The sequence below is a fragment of the Streptomyces sp. NPDC002144 genome, from assembly GCF_053593695.1.
The window spans coordinates 339998-355181 of record NZ_JBSFDB010000001.1 but is presented as its reverse complement, the minus strand read 5'-3'; the positions used below and the strand labels follow the sequence as shown (position 1 = coordinate 355181).

Below are 15184 nucleotides of genomic sequence, written 5' to 3'. Positions count from 1 at the left end.
GCTCAGCAGAACGCCGCGCGAGGCAGGAGACCCAAGGTGTTGGAACCTGAGGACCCGTCGGCAGAGCCGGCTGAGCTGTGCCTCGTGCTGCGCAACGACGAGGACCAGTACGCGATCTGGCCCGCCGGGCGTCGTATCCCGGCCGGGTGGTGCCAGACCGACGGACCGGCATCCGCCGCGAGATGTGGGCAGCTGGTCGAGCGCCTGTGGACCGACATGCGGCCCCTGAGCGCACGCACCGAGCGGCAGCCCCCGGGATCCGGGCCGGGTACGGTGCCCGAGCTGGTCCGGGAGCGGGCGCGACGGGCCCCGTCCGATCTCGCCGTGCTCTCGGACGAGGGCCGGCTCACCTACCTCGAACTGACCGACCGCGCCGACCGACTGGCCCACGAACTGCGGGAGTCCGGCGTCGAGGCGGAGTCCATCGTCACCGTGTGCCTCGACCGCGTGCCCGAGCTGATCGTCGCGCTGCTGGCGGTGCTGAGCTCCGGCGGCGCGTTCCTGCCCCTCGACCCGGCGACTCCGCGGCAACGGATCATCGGGCTGGTAGGGGAGACCGGTTCGCGTCTCATCGTCACGAGCCACGAGCATGCCCCGATGTTCACCGGCTGCGAGGCCCGGATCCTCAACCCGGGGGCCGCCGGGGAACCGGCCACGCGAACCCCGCCGCAGGGAGCCCGAACGGCACACGGTTCCCGCCCGGACGACCTCGCCTACGTGATCTACACCTCCGGATCCACCGGCCCTCCCAAAGGCGTGATGATCACCCACCGGTCGCTGGCCCACTCCCTCACGGCGGTGGCCCGGGCCTACCAACTGAGGCCCGGCGACAGGGTGCTGCACGCCGCGGCGCTCGGCTTCGACACCTCGTTGGAGCAGATCTTCGCCACGCTCATCAGCGGCGCGACGCTGGTCCTCGCGGGCACCCGGACGTGGGCGCCCACCGAACTGCTGCACCGCCTCCCGGAGTACGGGATCAGCGTCGCCGACCTTACCCCCGCCTACTGGCAGCAGACCCTCTCCGTAGCGGACCGTGGCGAGAGCCTCGCGTCGCTGAGGCTCGCCATCGTCGGCGGCGAGATCGTCACCGCGAAGGACTGCCGCGCCGTTCTGCGCCGGATCCCCGGCGCGCGGCTCGTCAACGCCTACGGGCTCACCGAGACCACCATCACCTCCACGCTCTGCGAGCTGAACGAGGAGGTGCTCGCGGCGCCGGACAGTGCGGTCGCCCCGGTCGGCAAACCCCTGGAGGGGACTCACATCCATCTGCTCGACACCGAACTGCACCCTGTGCGGCCCGGCGAGCGCGGCGAGATCTACCTCGGCGGCCCGGGGCTGGCGCGTGGTGTCTGGCGGCAACCTGCCCTGACCGCACAGCAGTTCCTCCCCGACCCGCACGGCTCCGCGCCGGGCGACCGGATGTACAGGACCGGGGACCTGGGCCGCCTGCGCTCGGACGGCAACCTGGAAATCCTGGGCCGGGTCGACGACCAGATAAAGATCCGCGGGTTCCGTGTCGACCCTGCCGAGATCGAGGCCGCGCTCATCTCCCGCCCGGAGATCGGCCAGGCGATGGTGGTGGCCCAGGCGCGCGACCACGGCGAGCATGAGCTCATCGCGTACTACACGCCGGCCTCGCCGTCCGCCGGTGGCGAGACGGCGCTGCCCGCACGGCTGCGGTCGGCACTCGCCGAGGTCCTGCCGGGATACATGATCCCGGCAGCCTTCCGCGTGTTGGAGCGGCTGCCCGTCGCGCCCAGCGGAAAACTCGACCGCAGGGCCGTGCAGGAACCCGAAGCCACGGAGACCACAGCGACCACGGCCGACACACACGCCCACGAGCGTCCGGTGCCGCAGGGAATGGCCCAGTTGTGGTGTCAGATCCTGGGTGTGGACTACGTCCGTCCGCACGACGACTTCTTCGAACTGGGCGGCAACTCGCTGCTGGCCATGGAGATGCTCGCCCGGACCCGCGTCATCTTCGGAATCGGCGTTACACAGATCCGCGACCTGACCCGGTCACTGCTGCGCCAGCCGATACTCGCCGCGTTCGCCGAGTCGGTGCGCCAGGCGCGCGCCGGCACACTGGCGAATCGGGACGGCGGGGGTGTCGACTTCGCCGCCGAGACCGATCGGCCCGTTCCGACGGTCTGCAGCGACACGCCAACTCCCCATCCCCAGCACCCCAGGGACGTGCTCCTCACGGGGGCAACGGGATTCTGCGGCGCGTACATGATCGACGAACTACTGCGCACGACGACGGGACGGGTCCTTTGCCTGGTCAGGGCCTCCGACGAGCAGGAAGGGATGAAGAGGATTCGCGCGAGCCACCAGCGGTACGTCCTCAGCGACCTGTCCAGCCCGCGCGTCCAGCCGGTCGTCGGCGACCTGGCCAAGCCCGGGCTGGGGCTGTCTTCGGACCGGTTCGAGGAGCTGGCAGCGACCATCGACGCGGTTTACCACTTCGGCGGCCAGGTCAACTTCATCTACCCGTACCACGAGTTGCGCGCGTCCAATGTCGACGGCACATACGAGATCATCCGCCTCGCCGCCCGACGGGCAGTCCCCGTCCACTTCACCTCCAGCATGGCCGTGCTCGCCGGCTTCGGGGCGGCTGGGGTGCGCGAGGTGACGGAGAACACGCCGTTGCGCTTCCCGGAGTACCTGTCGGTGGGATACGTGGAGACCAAATGGGTGGGCGAGGCGCTGCTCAAGAAAGCCTCCGACGCGGGCCTGCCGGTCACCGTCTACCGCCTGATGGACATCACGGGCAGCAGCGGAACCGGCGTGATGAACACCAGCAGCGAGATGGCCGCCCTCTTCGACTTCATCGCGCGAACCGGGCTGTGCCCCGACGTCCCGCTGCCGCTGGACTTCCTGCCGGCCGACTGCCTCGCCCGCGCCATCGGACACATCTCCACCCGGCATCCCGCGTCCGGCGAGGTCTACCACCTCACCAACCCCCGTTCCACGCTGCTGACGTCGCTCGCCGAGCGCCTGCGCGGACGGGGTTACCCGATCCAGGAGATCCCGTACGCCGAGTGGATCGCCATGCTGGTGAGGTACGCGGCGGGGCACCCAACCGACCCGATGACCGCGTTCGTCCCGCTCTTCGTCGACCGCTGCGCGGGCGCCGACATCACCGTGAGCGAGATGTACTTCCAGGACGTCTTCCCGGAGTTCACCCGCAACAACGCGGAACGGGGGCTGAGGGACGCCGGGATCGACGTTCCTCCGGTGGACGCGGAGATGCTGGACCGCTACGTCGACTTCCTCCAACACGACGACGTCCAGCCGATGCTGAGGCGAGAACGCGGAGGGCCACGGTGGTGAGCCGATGCCCCGACTGGGAGGCGCTTGACGTGCTGGAAGCAGCGCCCGACGGTCCGGTGGCCTTCTCGGCCGATCTCAGTCCCACCTGCCTCCTGGCGGCCTACCGCGCCGGGGTCTATCCGTTCCCGGCGGCCGACGAACACGCTCGCGCGTTCAACGAGGTGCTGTTCGACGATCAGGTCCAGGCGGGCCGTATCCGGCTCGTGGGGGCGGATTCGGCCGATCCCTACGCCGTCTCCTGGTGGTCTCCCGACCCCAGGCCAGTGCTGCCCGTCTCGGCCACTCGCCTCAGTCGCAGCCTCGCCCGACGGCTGCGCAACCGGCTGCCGTGGTCGACCAGCCTGGACCGGAGCTTCGAGCGGGTCGTCCGCGAATGCCGCGCCGGCCGCGTCCCCCTGTGGCTCACCGACGAGCTGATCGAAAGCCTGGTCCACCTGAATGATCTGGGGCATGCTCACAGCGTCGAGGTGTGGGAGGACGGCGATCTGATCGGCGGCGTCTTCGGCCTCCAGATCGGAACGGTCTTCAGCATGGACTCGATGTTCTTCCATCGTTCCGATGCCTCGAAGGTCGCGGTGACCGACCTCGCGGCGCGCTTTGCACAGGCCGGCGGTGTACTGCTCGACGCACAGCGGGACAGCCCGCACGTCCGCGGCCTGGGCGCCATTCTCGTGCCGCGAGAGCAGTACGTGCGAAACCTGCGCGGCACCGGGCGCGACAGCCTCCCGATGTCCACCGCCACCTTGCCCGCTAGCCGCCTCGTCCAGCCAACGGGATGACGCTGACCGTCTTCGTCGAAGCGGCACGGCGCGGCGCGGCGCAGGGCTTTGTCCGATAACCGCATGGCCCCGAACGGGGGATGCAATCTCATCCAATACGGGCGATGCGCGTACACAGGCGTACCACCGGCATACGCGGGCGCGTTGCCGATGCATGGATTACACCGTCACCACCGGATGTCTCTTCTTCGAGTGGGAGGAACAGCCGCCGTACCGAGAACGGCCCCGGGCGGGTCAGGAAGACCCTCCCATCTACGCCGCCCTGGTCAGGGAGTGGCGGGCCCGCGGCCAGATGGTCCCGGGCACCTGGGACGCGCGATGGACCGCCCTGGTATCCGCGAGTTCACCGACCGGGCGGCACCGACGCTCCATCCTCGTTCCGCCTCCGGTCCTGTGGGAACGTGTCGCCAAACCACCCCTCGTGAGTCGCGACGAGATGGTGCCCGCTCCCAGAAGCGCACGGTGATCCGCGGACGCCGACATCGCGGGCCGTGTGGCGGTGCGGCTCGAAGGAGTGGTGACGGGCGAGTCACAGGTGGGGCACCGCCGCTTGATGCCGGCCTGCGTGGCACATCTTCCGAGCGCCTGCTGCCGGGCCGGTTTCACAGCCGCGGAAGCGAACAAGCTGCCGATGCCGTCGGGCGGGACCAGCCAGCGTAGACGCCCGCCGTCCGATCGCGGACACCGTCGATGGCCTTGATGCGGTCGGTCTCGTGCACCGGGGGCTTGCTGTCCGAGGCGACGGCCGTCCACGGTACGGGACGTCGCTGACAGTGGGGGCAGCCCCTGGGGGAACTGTGGATGACGACGTACCGCAGTTGGTGCACGAGGAAGAGCTCGGGACCTTGTGCGGTTCGCCGACTGCGGGTGTGTCGTGGCTTGTCGCGCAGTTCCCCGCGCCCCCGGAACGCCCCTGGGGGGGCGATCAGGTCTGCTGGTCCTCCGGGATGGACACGAGCCACCTCGTGTCCTTGCGGGGGCGGAGGTACAGGGCCCAGTACAGCGTCGCGGCCGCCGTGATGCCGCCCGTCCAGAGCAGGTAGGCCGTCTCCTGCTGGGTGAGGATGTAGGCGAGGACCGCGATGAGGAGGACTGGCATCGCGGGCCACAGGGGCATGCGCCAGGCCGGGGTGTGCCGGTGGGCGCCGCGGCGGGAGAGCAGCGCGGCGACCGCGACCAGGAGGTACATGCCGGTCACCGAGACGCCCGTGACGCCGTACAGGGTGTCCAGGTTGACGAAGCAGAGCAGGGCGCCGGGGACGCCGACGGCGAGGGTGGCGACCCAGGGGGAGCCGAAGCGGCCGAGCTTGGCGAAGACGTCGTTGACCGGCTGGGGCCAGGCCTTGTCGCGGGCCGAGGCGAACAGGACGCGGGAGTTCTGGATGACCATGACGATGCCCGCGTTGATGATCGCGAGGGCCACGCAGAGGCTGACGAAGGTGCCGACCGCGGAGTCGGACCAGGCGGTGACCATGGAGCTGATGTCGCCGCCGGTCAGCTCGGAGAGGTCCGAGGCGCCCAGGGTGATCGCCACCACCGGCACCAGGATGATCACCGTCGAGATGGCGAGGGTGGCCAGGACGGTGCGGGCGACGTTGCGGCGCGGGTGCTCCAGCTCCTCGGAGAGGTAGACGGCCGTCGAGAAGCCCTGGGTGACGAAGAGGGCGATGGCCAGTCCCGAGACCACCAGCATGGCGGTCACCGTGTCCGTGTGGCCGTGCGCGCCCGTCACCTGCATCGAGGTGAGGCTGCCGAGGCCGCGGTGGCTGTGGGTGAAGCCCAGCACGGCGACGACGCCGGCCGCGATGACCTCCAGGACCAGGAAGACGCCGGTGATCCAGGCGTTGGCGCGCAGGTCGAGCAGGCCCGCGAGGGTGGCCAGGAGCATCACGCCTGCGCCGGTCATGGCGGGGTCGAGGTGGACGACCGGGGCGAGGTAGTCGGCCGTGCCCATCGCGATCACCGGCGGCACGATCATGACGACCAGCAGCGACAGGACGAAGACCAGCCAGCCCGCGAGCCGGCCCGCCAGCGTGGAGACCATGGCGTACTCGCCGCCCGCGCTGGGGATGAGGGTGCCCAGCTCGGAGTAGCAGAACGCCACGGCGATACAGAGGAGGGAGCCGATGGCGATCGTCAGGGCGGTGGCGGTGCCGAGCGAGCCGAAGAGGTCCGGGACGACCACGAACAGCGTGGAGGCCGGGGTGACGCAGGAGAGGGTGAGGAGGGTTCCGCCCACCACGCCGATGGAGCGCTTGAGCTGCTGTGGGCCGTGGGGCGCGTCGACGACGGTGTCGACGGGGCGGAGCGTGTCGGTCATGCGCGGTTCCGATCGCCAGGGGCAGGGATTGCGCTGAATGGAATCCCAACGAAAACCGCGGCGTCAATAGGTGTTTATCTACGAAATCCGTAGATCGAGTGCGTCTCTGATCCCGGATACCGCACACCAGCGCCGTAATGCGGCCCATTTCAGCCGTACGGGAACCGTAGGCGCTGCGCACAAAAAAAGGGGCCGTCCGCTGTGCGGACGGCCCCGGGGCCTGTGTCAGTGGTTGCGGGGGAAGCCCAGGTCGACGCCGGCGGGGGCCTCGGAGGGGTCCGGCCAGCGGGTGGTGACGACCTTGCCGCGGGTGTAGAAGTGCGTGCCGTCGTTGCCGTAGATGTGGTGGTCGCCGAAGAGGGAGTCCTTCCAGCCGCCGAAGCTGTGGTAGCCGACGGGGACCGGGATCGGGACGTTGACGCCGACCATGCCCGCCTCGATCTCCAGCTGGAAGCGGCGGGCTGCGCCGCCGTCCCGGGTGAAGATCGCGGTGCCGTTGCCGAACGGAGAGGCGTTGATGAGGGCCACGCCGTCCTCGTAGGTGTCCACGCGCAGCACGGTCAGCACGGGGCCGAAGATCTCGTCCCGGTAGGCCTTGGCGGTGGTCGGCACCTTGTCGAGCAGGGAGATGCCGATCCAGTGGCCGTCCTCGAAGCCGTCCACGGTCTGGCCGGTGCCGTCGAGGACGACCTCGCAGCCCTCGGCGGCGGCGCCGGAGACGTAGGAGGCCACCTTGTCGCGGTGGGCGGCGGTGATCAGCGGGCCCATCTCGGAGGTGGGGTCGTTGCCGGGACCGATCTTGATCTTCTCGGCGCGCTCGCGGATCTTCTCCACCAGCTCGTCGCCGATCGCGCCGACCGCGACGACCGCGGAGATGGCCATGCAGCGCTCGCCCGCCGAGCCGTAGGCGGCGGAGACGGCCGCGTCGGCCGCCGCGTCCAGGTCGGCGTCCGGGAGGACGAGCATGTGGTTCTTGGCGCCGCCCAGGGCCTGCACGCGCTTGCCGTTGGCGGAGGCGGTGGTGTGGATGTAGCGGGCGATCGGGGTCGAACCGACGAAGGAGACGGCCTTGACGTCCGGGTGCTCCAGGAGCCGGTCGACGGCCACCTTGTCGCCGTGGACGACGTTGAAGACACCGTCCGGCAGTCCGGCCTCGGCGAGCAGCTCGGCGAGCTTGACGGAGGCCGAGGGGTCCTTCTCGGACGGCTTCAGCACGAAGGTGTTGCCGCACGCGATGGCGATCGGGAACATCCACATCGGGACCATCGCCGGGAAGTTGAACGGCGTGATGCCCGCGACGACACCCAGCGGCTGGCGGATCGAGGCCACGTCGACCCGGGTGGCGACCTGCGTCGACAGCTCGCCCTTGAGCTGCACGCTGATGCCGCAGGCCAGGTCGACGATCTCCAGACCGCGGGCGACCTCGCCGAGCGCGTCGGAGTGGACCTTGCCGTGCTCGGCGGTGATCAGCTCGGCGATCGCGTCCCGGTTGGCGTCCAGCAGCGCACGGAACTTGAACAGGATCTCCGTGCGCCTGGCCAGCGAGGACTGGCCCCAGGTCGCGTAGGCGTCCTTGGCGGCCGCGACCGCCGCGTCGACCTCCTCGACGGAGGCGAAGGCGACCTTCGTGGTGACGGCGCCGGTGGCCGGGTCGGTGACCGGCCCGTGGTTGCCCGACGCACCTTCGACGGTCTTGCCGCCGATCCAGTGGTTGACGATCTTCGTCATGCCCAGTTACTCCTTCATTCAGGTCCGCCTCGGGACGTCCGCGCCGGTCACGGGGGCCGACCTGCTTTTTCTGCCGGGGGTCCGGGGGTTGTCCCCCGGGAGATTCAGCACAGATGGCGGCGTCGGGTGGAGACGTGCCGTTCGTAGAGCTCTCGTGCCTTGACCGCCGACGGTCGGGTCGCGGTCTCGGCCACAGGTACATCCCACCAGGCCTGCGCGGGAGGCGCCCCCGACACTGTGTCTGCCGTTTCGGTCTCGACGTAGACACATGTGGGCGTGTCGGCGGCGCGGGCCTCGGCGAGCGCCTCGCGCAGGTCCGAGACGGTCTTCGCGCGCAGGACGCGCATGCCCAGGCTGGCGGCGTTGGCGGCCAGGTCCACGGGCAGCGGCGCCCCCGTGTACGTGCCGTCGTCGGACGGGAAGCGGTAGGCGGTGCCGAACCGCTCGCCGCCGACCGACTCGGACAGACCGCCGATCGAGGCGTACCCGTGGTTCTGGATCAGCAGGACCTTGATCGCGACGCCCTCCTGCACGGCGGTCACGATCTCCGTCGGCATCATCAGATAGGTGCCGTCGCCGACCAGCGCCCACACGGGCCGGTCGGGGGCGGCCAGCTTCACGCCGATCGCGGCCGGGATCTCGTAGCCCATGCAGGAGTAGCCGTACTCCAGGTGGTACTGGTCCCGCGAGCGCGCCCGCCACAGCTTGTGCAGGTCGCCGGGGAGGGAGCCGGCCGCGTTGATGACGATGTCGCTCTCGTCGACGATCGCGTCCAGCGCGCCGAGAACCTGCGGCTGCGTCGGCCGTACGTCCGGCTCGTCGGCCTCGTAGCAGGCGTCGACGCGCTGCTCCCAGCGCTCCTTGTCCTCGGTGTACTCGGCGACGTAGGAGGCGGCGACCCGGTGGTCGTGGATCTCCAGGGCCTGGGTCAGCTCCTCCAGGCCGCTGCGGGCGTCCGCGATCAGCGGCAGTCCGGCGAGCTTGTGGCCGTCGAAGGGCGCGATGTTGAGGTTGAGGAAGCGGACGCCCTCGCCGCCGAAGAGGGTGCCGGAGGCGGTGGTGAAGTCGGTGTAGCGGGTGCCGACGCCGATCACCAGGTCGGCGGTGCGGGCGAGTTCGTTGGCGGTGGCCGTGCCGGTGTGGCCGATCCCGCCCACGTCCTGGGGACGGTCGTACCGCAGGGAGCCCTTGCCGGCCTGGGTGGAGGCGACCGGTATGCCGGTGGTCTCGGCGAACTCCGCGAGCGCTTCCTCGGCCCGGCTGTGGTGGACACCGCCGCCGGCGACGACGAGGGGCCTGCGCGCCGACCTGATCGCCCGGACGGCTTCGGCGAGTTCGGTCGGATCGGCACCGGGGCGTCGTACGACCCAGGTCCGCTCGGCGAAGAAGTCCTCGGGCCAGTCGTGGGCCTCGGCCTGGACGTCCTGCGGCAGGGCGAGGGTCACGGCGCCGGTCTCGGCGGGGTCGCTGAGCACCCGCATGGCGTTGAGGGCCGACGGGATCAGGGCTTCCGGCCGGGTGATCCGGTCGAAGTACCTCGACACCGGGCGCAGGCTGTCGTTGACCGACACATCGCCCGCGTACGGCACTTCGAGCTGCTGGAGGACCGGGTCGGCGGGGCGCGTGGCGAAGACGTCACCCGGCAGCAGCAGGACCGGGAGGTGGTTGATCGTCGCGAGGGCGGCGCCGGTGACGAGGTTGGTGGCGCCGGGGCCGATGGACGTCGTCACCGCGTGGGTGGACAGCCGGCCCGATTGACGCGCGTAGCCGACGGCCGCGTGCACCATGGCCTGTTCGTTGCGGCCCTGGTGGTACGGCATCTCGTCGCGGTGCTCGAGGAGCGCCTGGCCGATGCCGGCCACGTTGCCGTGGCCGAAGATGCCCCAGGTGGCGCCGATCAACCGCCGCCGCTCGCCGTCGCGTTCGGTGTACTGGGCGGACAGGAATCGGATCAGCGCCTGTGCCACGGTCAGCCGGATCGTCATCGGTACCCCTCCGTGTGGTCCGGGTGGAAGCAGATCCGCCACTCCCGTGTCTCACCCGGTCCCGCCATGACGTTGAGGTAGTACATGTCGTGGCCGGGCTGGGCGATGGACGGGCCGTGCCATCCGTCGGGGACGAGGACGGCGTCGCCGGAGCGGACCTCGGCGAGGACGTCGGATCCGCCCTCACGGGAGGGAGATACGCGCTGATAGCCGAAACCGTTCGGGCCGGCGATCTCGAAGTAGTAGATCTCCTCCAACTCCGCTTCCACGCCGGGCCGGTGCTCGTCGTGCTTGTGCGGTGGGTAGGACGACCAGTTGCCGCCGGGGGTGACGACCTCGACGGCGATGAGCCGGTCGCAGTCGAAGGCGTCGGCGGAGGCGAAGTTGCGGACGTGCCGCAACTGCGTGCCGCTGCCGCGCTCTTCGACGGGGACCTCCGGCGCGGGGCCGTAGCGGGCGGGGAGTCGTCGCTCGCACTTCGCTCCTGCCAGGGCGAAGCGGCCTCCCGCGCCGGAGGCGATCTGGACCCGGGCGTCACGGGGAACGTAGGCGAAGTCGGTGGCCGACTCGAAAACGCTTGCCCTGCCCAGGAGTTGGAACTGTTCATCCGCCATTTGCACCGTACATCCGCCTTCCAGCGGAAGCACGATCCACTCGCTGTCACCGGTGGTGAACGTGTGTGTACCGCCCGGCGCCAGCTCCACGATCCGCAGGCTGCAGTACTCCCAGCCCGCGCGCTTGGGATCCACGTCGAACGCGTAGTTGGCGTCGGCGGTGGCGCCCCGCGGAATGTACAGCCCGTTGCTGCTCATGCGGCCCTCACAGCAGTCCTACGGCGGTGTCGACGGCGGCGGCCACATCGCCGTCCGCCGGGTACAGCAGCGAACGGCCGACCACCAGCCCCTGCACGGTGGGCAGTTGGAGGGCCCCGCGCCACTTCTCGTACGCCCCGGCTTGTTCCTCGACGGAGCCGCCGACCTCACCGCCCAGCAGCACCGCGGGCAGCGTGGAGGTCTGCATGACCTCGGCCATGTCGTCGGGGTTCTCGGTGACCGGGAGCTTCAGCCAGGTGTAGGCCGAGGTCCCGCCGAGGCCGGAGGCGATGGCGATGGACCTGGTGACGGCCTCGGCGGACAGGTCGTTCTTCAGCCGGCCCTCGTCGGTGCGGCGGCTGATGAAGGGCTCGACGAACACGGGGAGCCGGCGGGCCGCCATGGCGTCGACGGCCCGGGCGGTGGACTCCAGCGTGGTCAGGGAGCCGGGGTCGTCGTAGTCGATGCGCAGCAGCAGCTTGCCCGCGTCGAAGTTCAGCCGCTCGATGTCCTCGGGGCGGTGGCCGGTGAAGCGGTCGTCGAGCTCGAAGCTGGCGCCCTGCAGGCCGCCGCGGTTCATCGAGCCCATGACGACCTTGCCCTCCAGCGCGCCGAGCAGCAGCAGGTCGTCCAGGATGTCGGCGGTCGCGAGGACTCCGTCCACGCCGGGCCGGGAGAGCGCAAGGCACAGTCGTTCGAGGAGGTCGGCACGGTTGGCCATGGCGAACCTGCGGTCCCCCACCCCGAGCGCGCCGCGGGCCGGGTGGTCGGCGGCCACGATCATCAGGCGGCCGCTCTCCCCCACCAGCGCCCGCCGCGCACGGCGGGCGGCGGCCTCGGCGATCGCCTCGGGGCGTTGGGTGCGCAGACGGACCAGCTCCGTCACGTCGACGGTCACAGGACGGCTCCCGCGGTGAGCGCGGCCTCGATCTCGGCCGGGGTCGGCATGGCGGAGGAGCACTCCAGGCGGGAGGCGACGATGGCGCCGGCCGCGTTGGCGTGCCGCATGATCGTCTCCAGGTCCCAGCCCTCCAGCAGTCCGTGGCACAGGGAGCCGCCGAACGCGTCACCGGCGCCGAGGCCGTTGAGGACCTTGACCGGGAGGGGCGGGACCTCGGCGGACTCACCCTTGCCGTTGACGGCGAGGACGCCCTTGGGGCCCTGCTTGACGACCGCCAGCTCCACACCGGCGTCCAGCAGCGCCTGCGCGGCGGCCCGCGGTTCGCGCACGCCGGTCGAGACCTCCACCTCGTCGAGGTTGCCGACCGCGACGGTCGTGTGGCGCAGGGCCTCCTGGTAGAAGGGGCGGGCGGAGGCGGGGTCCGTCCAGAACATGGGGCGCCAGTCGAGGTCGAAGACCGTCGTACCGGCCTTGGCGCGGTGCGCGAGGGCCGCGAGCGTCGCCGTACGGCTGGGCTCCTCGCTCAGGCCCGTGCCGGTCATCCAGAAGACGCGGGCCTCGCGGATGGCGTCGAGGTCCAGCTCATGGGCGTCGATCTCGAGGTCGGGCGCCTTGGGCTGCCGGTAGAAGTACAGCGGGAAGTCGTCCGGCGGGAAGATCTCGCAGAAGGTGACCGGCGTGGGCAGGCCCGGGACCGGGGTGACCCAGCGGTCGTCGACGCCGAAGCCCTGAAGGGCCTCGTGCAGGTAGGTGCCGAACGGGTCGTCGCCGGTGCGGGTGATCACCGCGGTGTTCCGGCCGAGGCGGGCGGCGGCCACCGCGACGTTCGTCGCCGAGCCGCCGAGGAACTTGCCGAAGCTCGTCACCTGCGGCAGCGGTACGCCGGTCTGGAGCGGATACAGGTCCACACCGATCCGCCCCATGGTGATCAGGTCGTACGCCATCGGCTTCCCTTCGTTGCGGCTCTCCCCGCGTTTGTAGCCCCGGGCGAGGAGCCCTGTCAATGTTTTGTCCAGACATACGGACGAGACCTTGACAGCGCTTACCGGTCCCCGGAAGCTGACCGGCATGAGCTCCCTGTCACCCCAGTCCTCACTGTCCCGCATCCGGATCGGATCGGCTCCCGACTCCTGGGGCGTCTGGTTCCCGGACGACCCGAAGCAGGTTCCGTGGCAGCGGTTCCTCGACGAGGTGGCGGACTCCGGTTACGAGTGGATCGAGCTGGGCCCGTACGGGTACCTGCCGACCGACCCCGCGGTCCTCACCGAGGAGACCTCCCGGCGTGGCCTGAAGGTGTCCGCCGGAACCGTGTTCACGGGCCTGCACCACGGCGAGTCGGTGTGGGACAAGACCTGGGCGCACGTCGCGGACAACGCGGTGCTCGCGCAGGCCATGGGGGCGTCCCACCTGGTGGTCATCCCGTCCTTCTGGCGGGACGACAAGACCGGTGAGGTGCTGGAGTCCGACACGCTGACGGCCGAGCAGTGGCGCAATCTGACCACGCTGACCGAGCGGCTGGGCCGTGAGGTGCGGGAGCGGTACGGGTTGCAGATCGTGGTGCATCCGCACGCCGACACGCACATCGACAGCGAGGAGAACGTGGAGCGGTTCCTGGACGGGACCGACTCCTCGCTGGTGTCGCTGTGTCTGGACACGGGGCACTACGCGTACTGCGGCGGCGACAGCGTGAAGCTGATCGAGACGTACGGGGAGCGGATCGGGTACCTGCATCTGAAGCAGGTGGATCCGGAGATCCTGGCGGACGTACGGGCGAAGGGGACGCCGTTCGGACCGGCCGTGGCGCAGGGCGTCATGTGCGAACCGCCTGCCGGCGTGCCGGCGTTGGGGCCGGTGCTGGAGGCTGCGCAGAAGCTGGACGTGGAGCTGTTCGCGATCGTCGAGCAGGACATGTATCCGTGCGAGCCGGACAAGCCGCTGCCCATCGCTCAGCGGACGCGGGCGTTTCTTCGGTCCTGTGGGGCATAGGGGCGGGCCTAGTCGTCTGCCGGGCGCTCTTCGCCGGCGAGTGCGGCTGCGTTGTGGCTTGTCGCGCCCACGCGGCGTAGCCGCAAATTGGTACTGTCCCGCGCCCCTGGCGGGTTGCAGCATAGGGGGATGACAAGAGCCGTTCGGTCGGGGCATGGGGCCTGGGGGTCTTGGGAGACCGTTCTTGCGCGGCCGCATCCACTGCTGCGACCCGGGGTGATCAGTTATCGCGGCCTGCGGCTGGCGCTCGACCGGCCGCGGCGGCGGCTGGAGGTGCCGATCGGGGCCGCGACCCTGTTGCTCGGGTTCGAGCAGCCGGTGCGAATCACGCGGGCCGGGCGGCCGACGTCCACGCTCGTGTCGGTGTACTGCGGGCCCACGACCACGCCGGCCGTCGGGGAGCACGGTGGGCGGTTGTCGGGGATCGAGGTGCTGTTGACGCCCTGGGCGGCGTTCACGCTGTTCGGGACCCCGCAGTACGAGCTGACGGACCGTACCGTCGATCCCGACGAGCTGCCGCATGTGCTGGGCACGCGGGCGGTGGGCGGCCGGCGCAACACCATCGCCGAACTGGCCGCCGCACTGGCCTCGTTGCCGACCTGGGAGGCCCGGTTCGGCCTGCTGGACGACGTCTTCGTCCGCTGGTCGGAGGCGGGGACACCGAGTTCGGCGCGGGTGGTGCGGGCCTGGTCGGAGCTGGTGCGGACGGGCGGTGCGATGCCGGTACGGGATCTGGCCGACGACGTGGGCTGGAGCGTACGGCAGTTGGAGAACCGTTTCCGGGAGCAGATCGGGCTCGGGCCCAAGGTCGCGGCGCGGGTGCTGCGCCTGCAGCGGGCTCGGCGGCTGCTGGCGCAGGGGCGCGGGCAGGCGGAGACGGCGGCGATCTGCGGGTTCTACGACCAGGCCCATCTCAGCGGTGAGTTCAGGGCGATGACCGGGTGCACGCCGCGTGAGTTCACGACGGCCCGGGGACTGCCGCCGGTGTCGCAGCCCGGGGTGCCGACGGCCGACCGGATGACCGGCGAGGCGACGAGTCTCTTGCTGACGTCGGCCCGCAGTTCGGTTTTTTCCAAGACCGGCAGGGTGCGCTGACTGCACGCTGATCGTCCGGCGGCCGGTCCTCGGGGGGAGACCACCGCCGACGGCACCCGCAGAGGGGGAAGCGGGGGAGCCGGTGGGCCGGGCCCGGCGCAGCGGGTCCGGCCCACCTCACGCGGACCGCTCGCGCGGGGGCGGAAAACTCCGGCGAAGTCAACGCGCCGCGCCCGTGAGCCCGCGTACGCCTTTGCGGCACTCGTGTCACAAACGCCCCCCTCGTGTCACACATGTCGCGTGTA

General features: G+C 70.6%; 10 protein-coding genes. 4 read left to right on the top strand and 6 right to left on the bottom strand.

The genetic code is table 11. From position 1 onward, the window contains the following. Positions 1-36: 36 nt before the first annotated feature. Together ACWCQ1_RS01540 and ACWCQ1_RS01535 are read left to right on the top strand one after the other, a co-directional pair. Positions 37-3333: an amino acid adenylation domain-containing protein gene (locus tag ACWCQ1_RS01540; RefSeq protein ID WP_451025592.1), complete on the top strand. Its 3297-nt coding sequence runs from the start codon at positions 37-39 to the stop codon at positions 3331-3333. A 29-nt stretch (positions 3334-3362) separates the two neighbouring features. Then, entirely contained in the window at positions 3363-4112 is a 750-nt protein-coding gene (locus ACWCQ1_RS01535) for a leucyl/phenylalanyl-tRNA--protein transferase (protein ID WP_451025591.1), read from the top strand. 925 nt (positions 4113-5037) lie between these two features. Here the strand turns inward: ACWCQ1_RS01535 and ACWCQ1_RS01530 are convergent. The 6 genes from ACWCQ1_RS01530 to iolC all read right to left on the bottom strand — a co-directional run bounded on the left by ACWCQ1_RS01530 (position 5038) and on the right by iolC (position 12802). Next, complete coding sequence (locus ACWCQ1_RS01530) at positions 5038-6432, bottom strand: APC family permease (protein ID WP_133040837.1); 1395 nt, start codon at positions 6430-6432, stop codon at positions 5038-5040. A 225-nt stretch (positions 6433-6657) separates the two neighbouring features. Next, a complete protein-coding gene (gene mmsA, locus ACWCQ1_RS01525; RefSeq protein WP_451025590.1) occupies positions 6658-8160 on the bottom strand; it encodes a CoA-acylating methylmalonate-semialdehyde dehydrogenase in 1503 nt (500 codons plus the stop codon). A 104-nt stretch (positions 8161-8264) separates the two neighbouring features. Continuing rightward, positions 8265-10145, bottom strand: coding sequence for a 3D-(3,5/4)-trihydroxycyclohexane-1,2-dione acylhydrolase (decyclizing) (gene iolD, locus ACWCQ1_RS01520; RefSeq protein WP_451025589.1), 1881 nt, complete (start codon positions 10143-10145; stop codon positions 8265-8267). Further along, the gene (gene iolB, locus ACWCQ1_RS01515; protein WP_358593770.1) at positions 10142-10957 is read right to left on the bottom strand and encodes a 5-deoxy-glucuronate isomerase; all 816 of its coding nucleotides are present in this window, start codon (positions 10955-10957) and stop codon (positions 10142-10144) included. Before iolB ends, iolD begins: the two co-directional genes overlap by 4 nt. Before the next feature lie 7 nt (positions 10958-10964). Next, complete coding sequence (locus tag ACWCQ1_RS01510; protein WP_358593771.1) at positions 10965-11855, bottom strand: Cgl0159 family (beta/alpha)8-fold protein; 891 nt, start codon at positions 11853-11855, stop codon at positions 10965-10967. Beyond that, positions 11852-12802, bottom strand: coding sequence for a 5-dehydro-2-deoxygluconokinase (gene iolC / locus ACWCQ1_RS01505; protein WP_451025588.1), 951 nt, complete (start codon positions 12800-12802; stop codon positions 11852-11854). The genes ACWCQ1_RS01510 and iolC overlap by 4 nt, the downstream gene beginning before the upstream one ends. A 124-nt stretch (positions 12803-12926) precedes the next feature. On the opposite strand from iolC, the gene ACWCQ1_RS01500 reads away from it, so the two are divergent. Both ACWCQ1_RS01500 and ACWCQ1_RS01495 read left to right on the top strand, forming a co-directional pair. Then, positions 12927-13844 (top strand): sugar phosphate isomerase/epimerase family protein, encoded by a 918-nt coding sequence (locus ACWCQ1_RS01500; RefSeq protein WP_358593773.1) that lies wholly within the window; start codon positions 12927-12929, stop codon positions 13842-13844. A 129-nt stretch (positions 13845-13973) separates the two neighbouring features. Beyond that, on the top strand, positions 13974-14939 hold the full coding sequence (locus ACWCQ1_RS01495) for a helix-turn-helix domain-containing protein (RefSeq protein ID WP_451025587.1): 966 nt from the start codon (positions 13974-13976) through the stop codon (positions 14937-14939). The last annotated feature ends 245 nt before the right edge of the window (positions 14940-15184 follow it).

What these genes read in the sequence shown, in the direction of transcription:
- ACWCQ1_RS01530 (WP_133040837.1), bottom strand. Translation starts at nt 6,432, where the DNA reads ATGACCGACACGCTCCGCCCCGTCGACACCGTCGTCGACGCGCCCCAC.
- mmsA (WP_451025590.1), bottom strand. Translation starts at nt 8,160, where the DNA reads ATGACGAAGATCGTCAACCACTGGATCGGCGGCAAGACCGTCGAAGGT.
- iolD (WP_451025589.1), bottom strand. Translation starts at nt 10,145, where the DNA reads ATGACGATCCGGCTGACCGTGGCACAGGCGCTGATCCGATTCCTGTCC.
- iolB (WP_358593770.1), bottom strand. Translation starts at nt 10,957, where the DNA reads ATGAGCAGCAACGGGCTGTACATTCCGCGGGGCGCCACCGCCGACGCC.
- iolC (WP_451025588.1), bottom strand. Translation starts at nt 12,802, where the DNA reads ATGGCGTACGACCTGATCACCATGGGGCGGATCGGTGTGGACCTGTAT.
- ACWCQ1_RS01500 (WP_358593773.1), top strand. Translation starts at nt 12,927, where the DNA reads ATGAGCTCCCTGTCACCCCAGTCCTCACTGTCCCGCATCCGGATCGGA.
- ACWCQ1_RS01495 (WP_451025587.1), top strand. Translation starts at nt 13,974, where the DNA reads ATGACAAGAGCCGTTCGGTCGGGGCATGGGGCCTGGGGGTCTTGGGAG.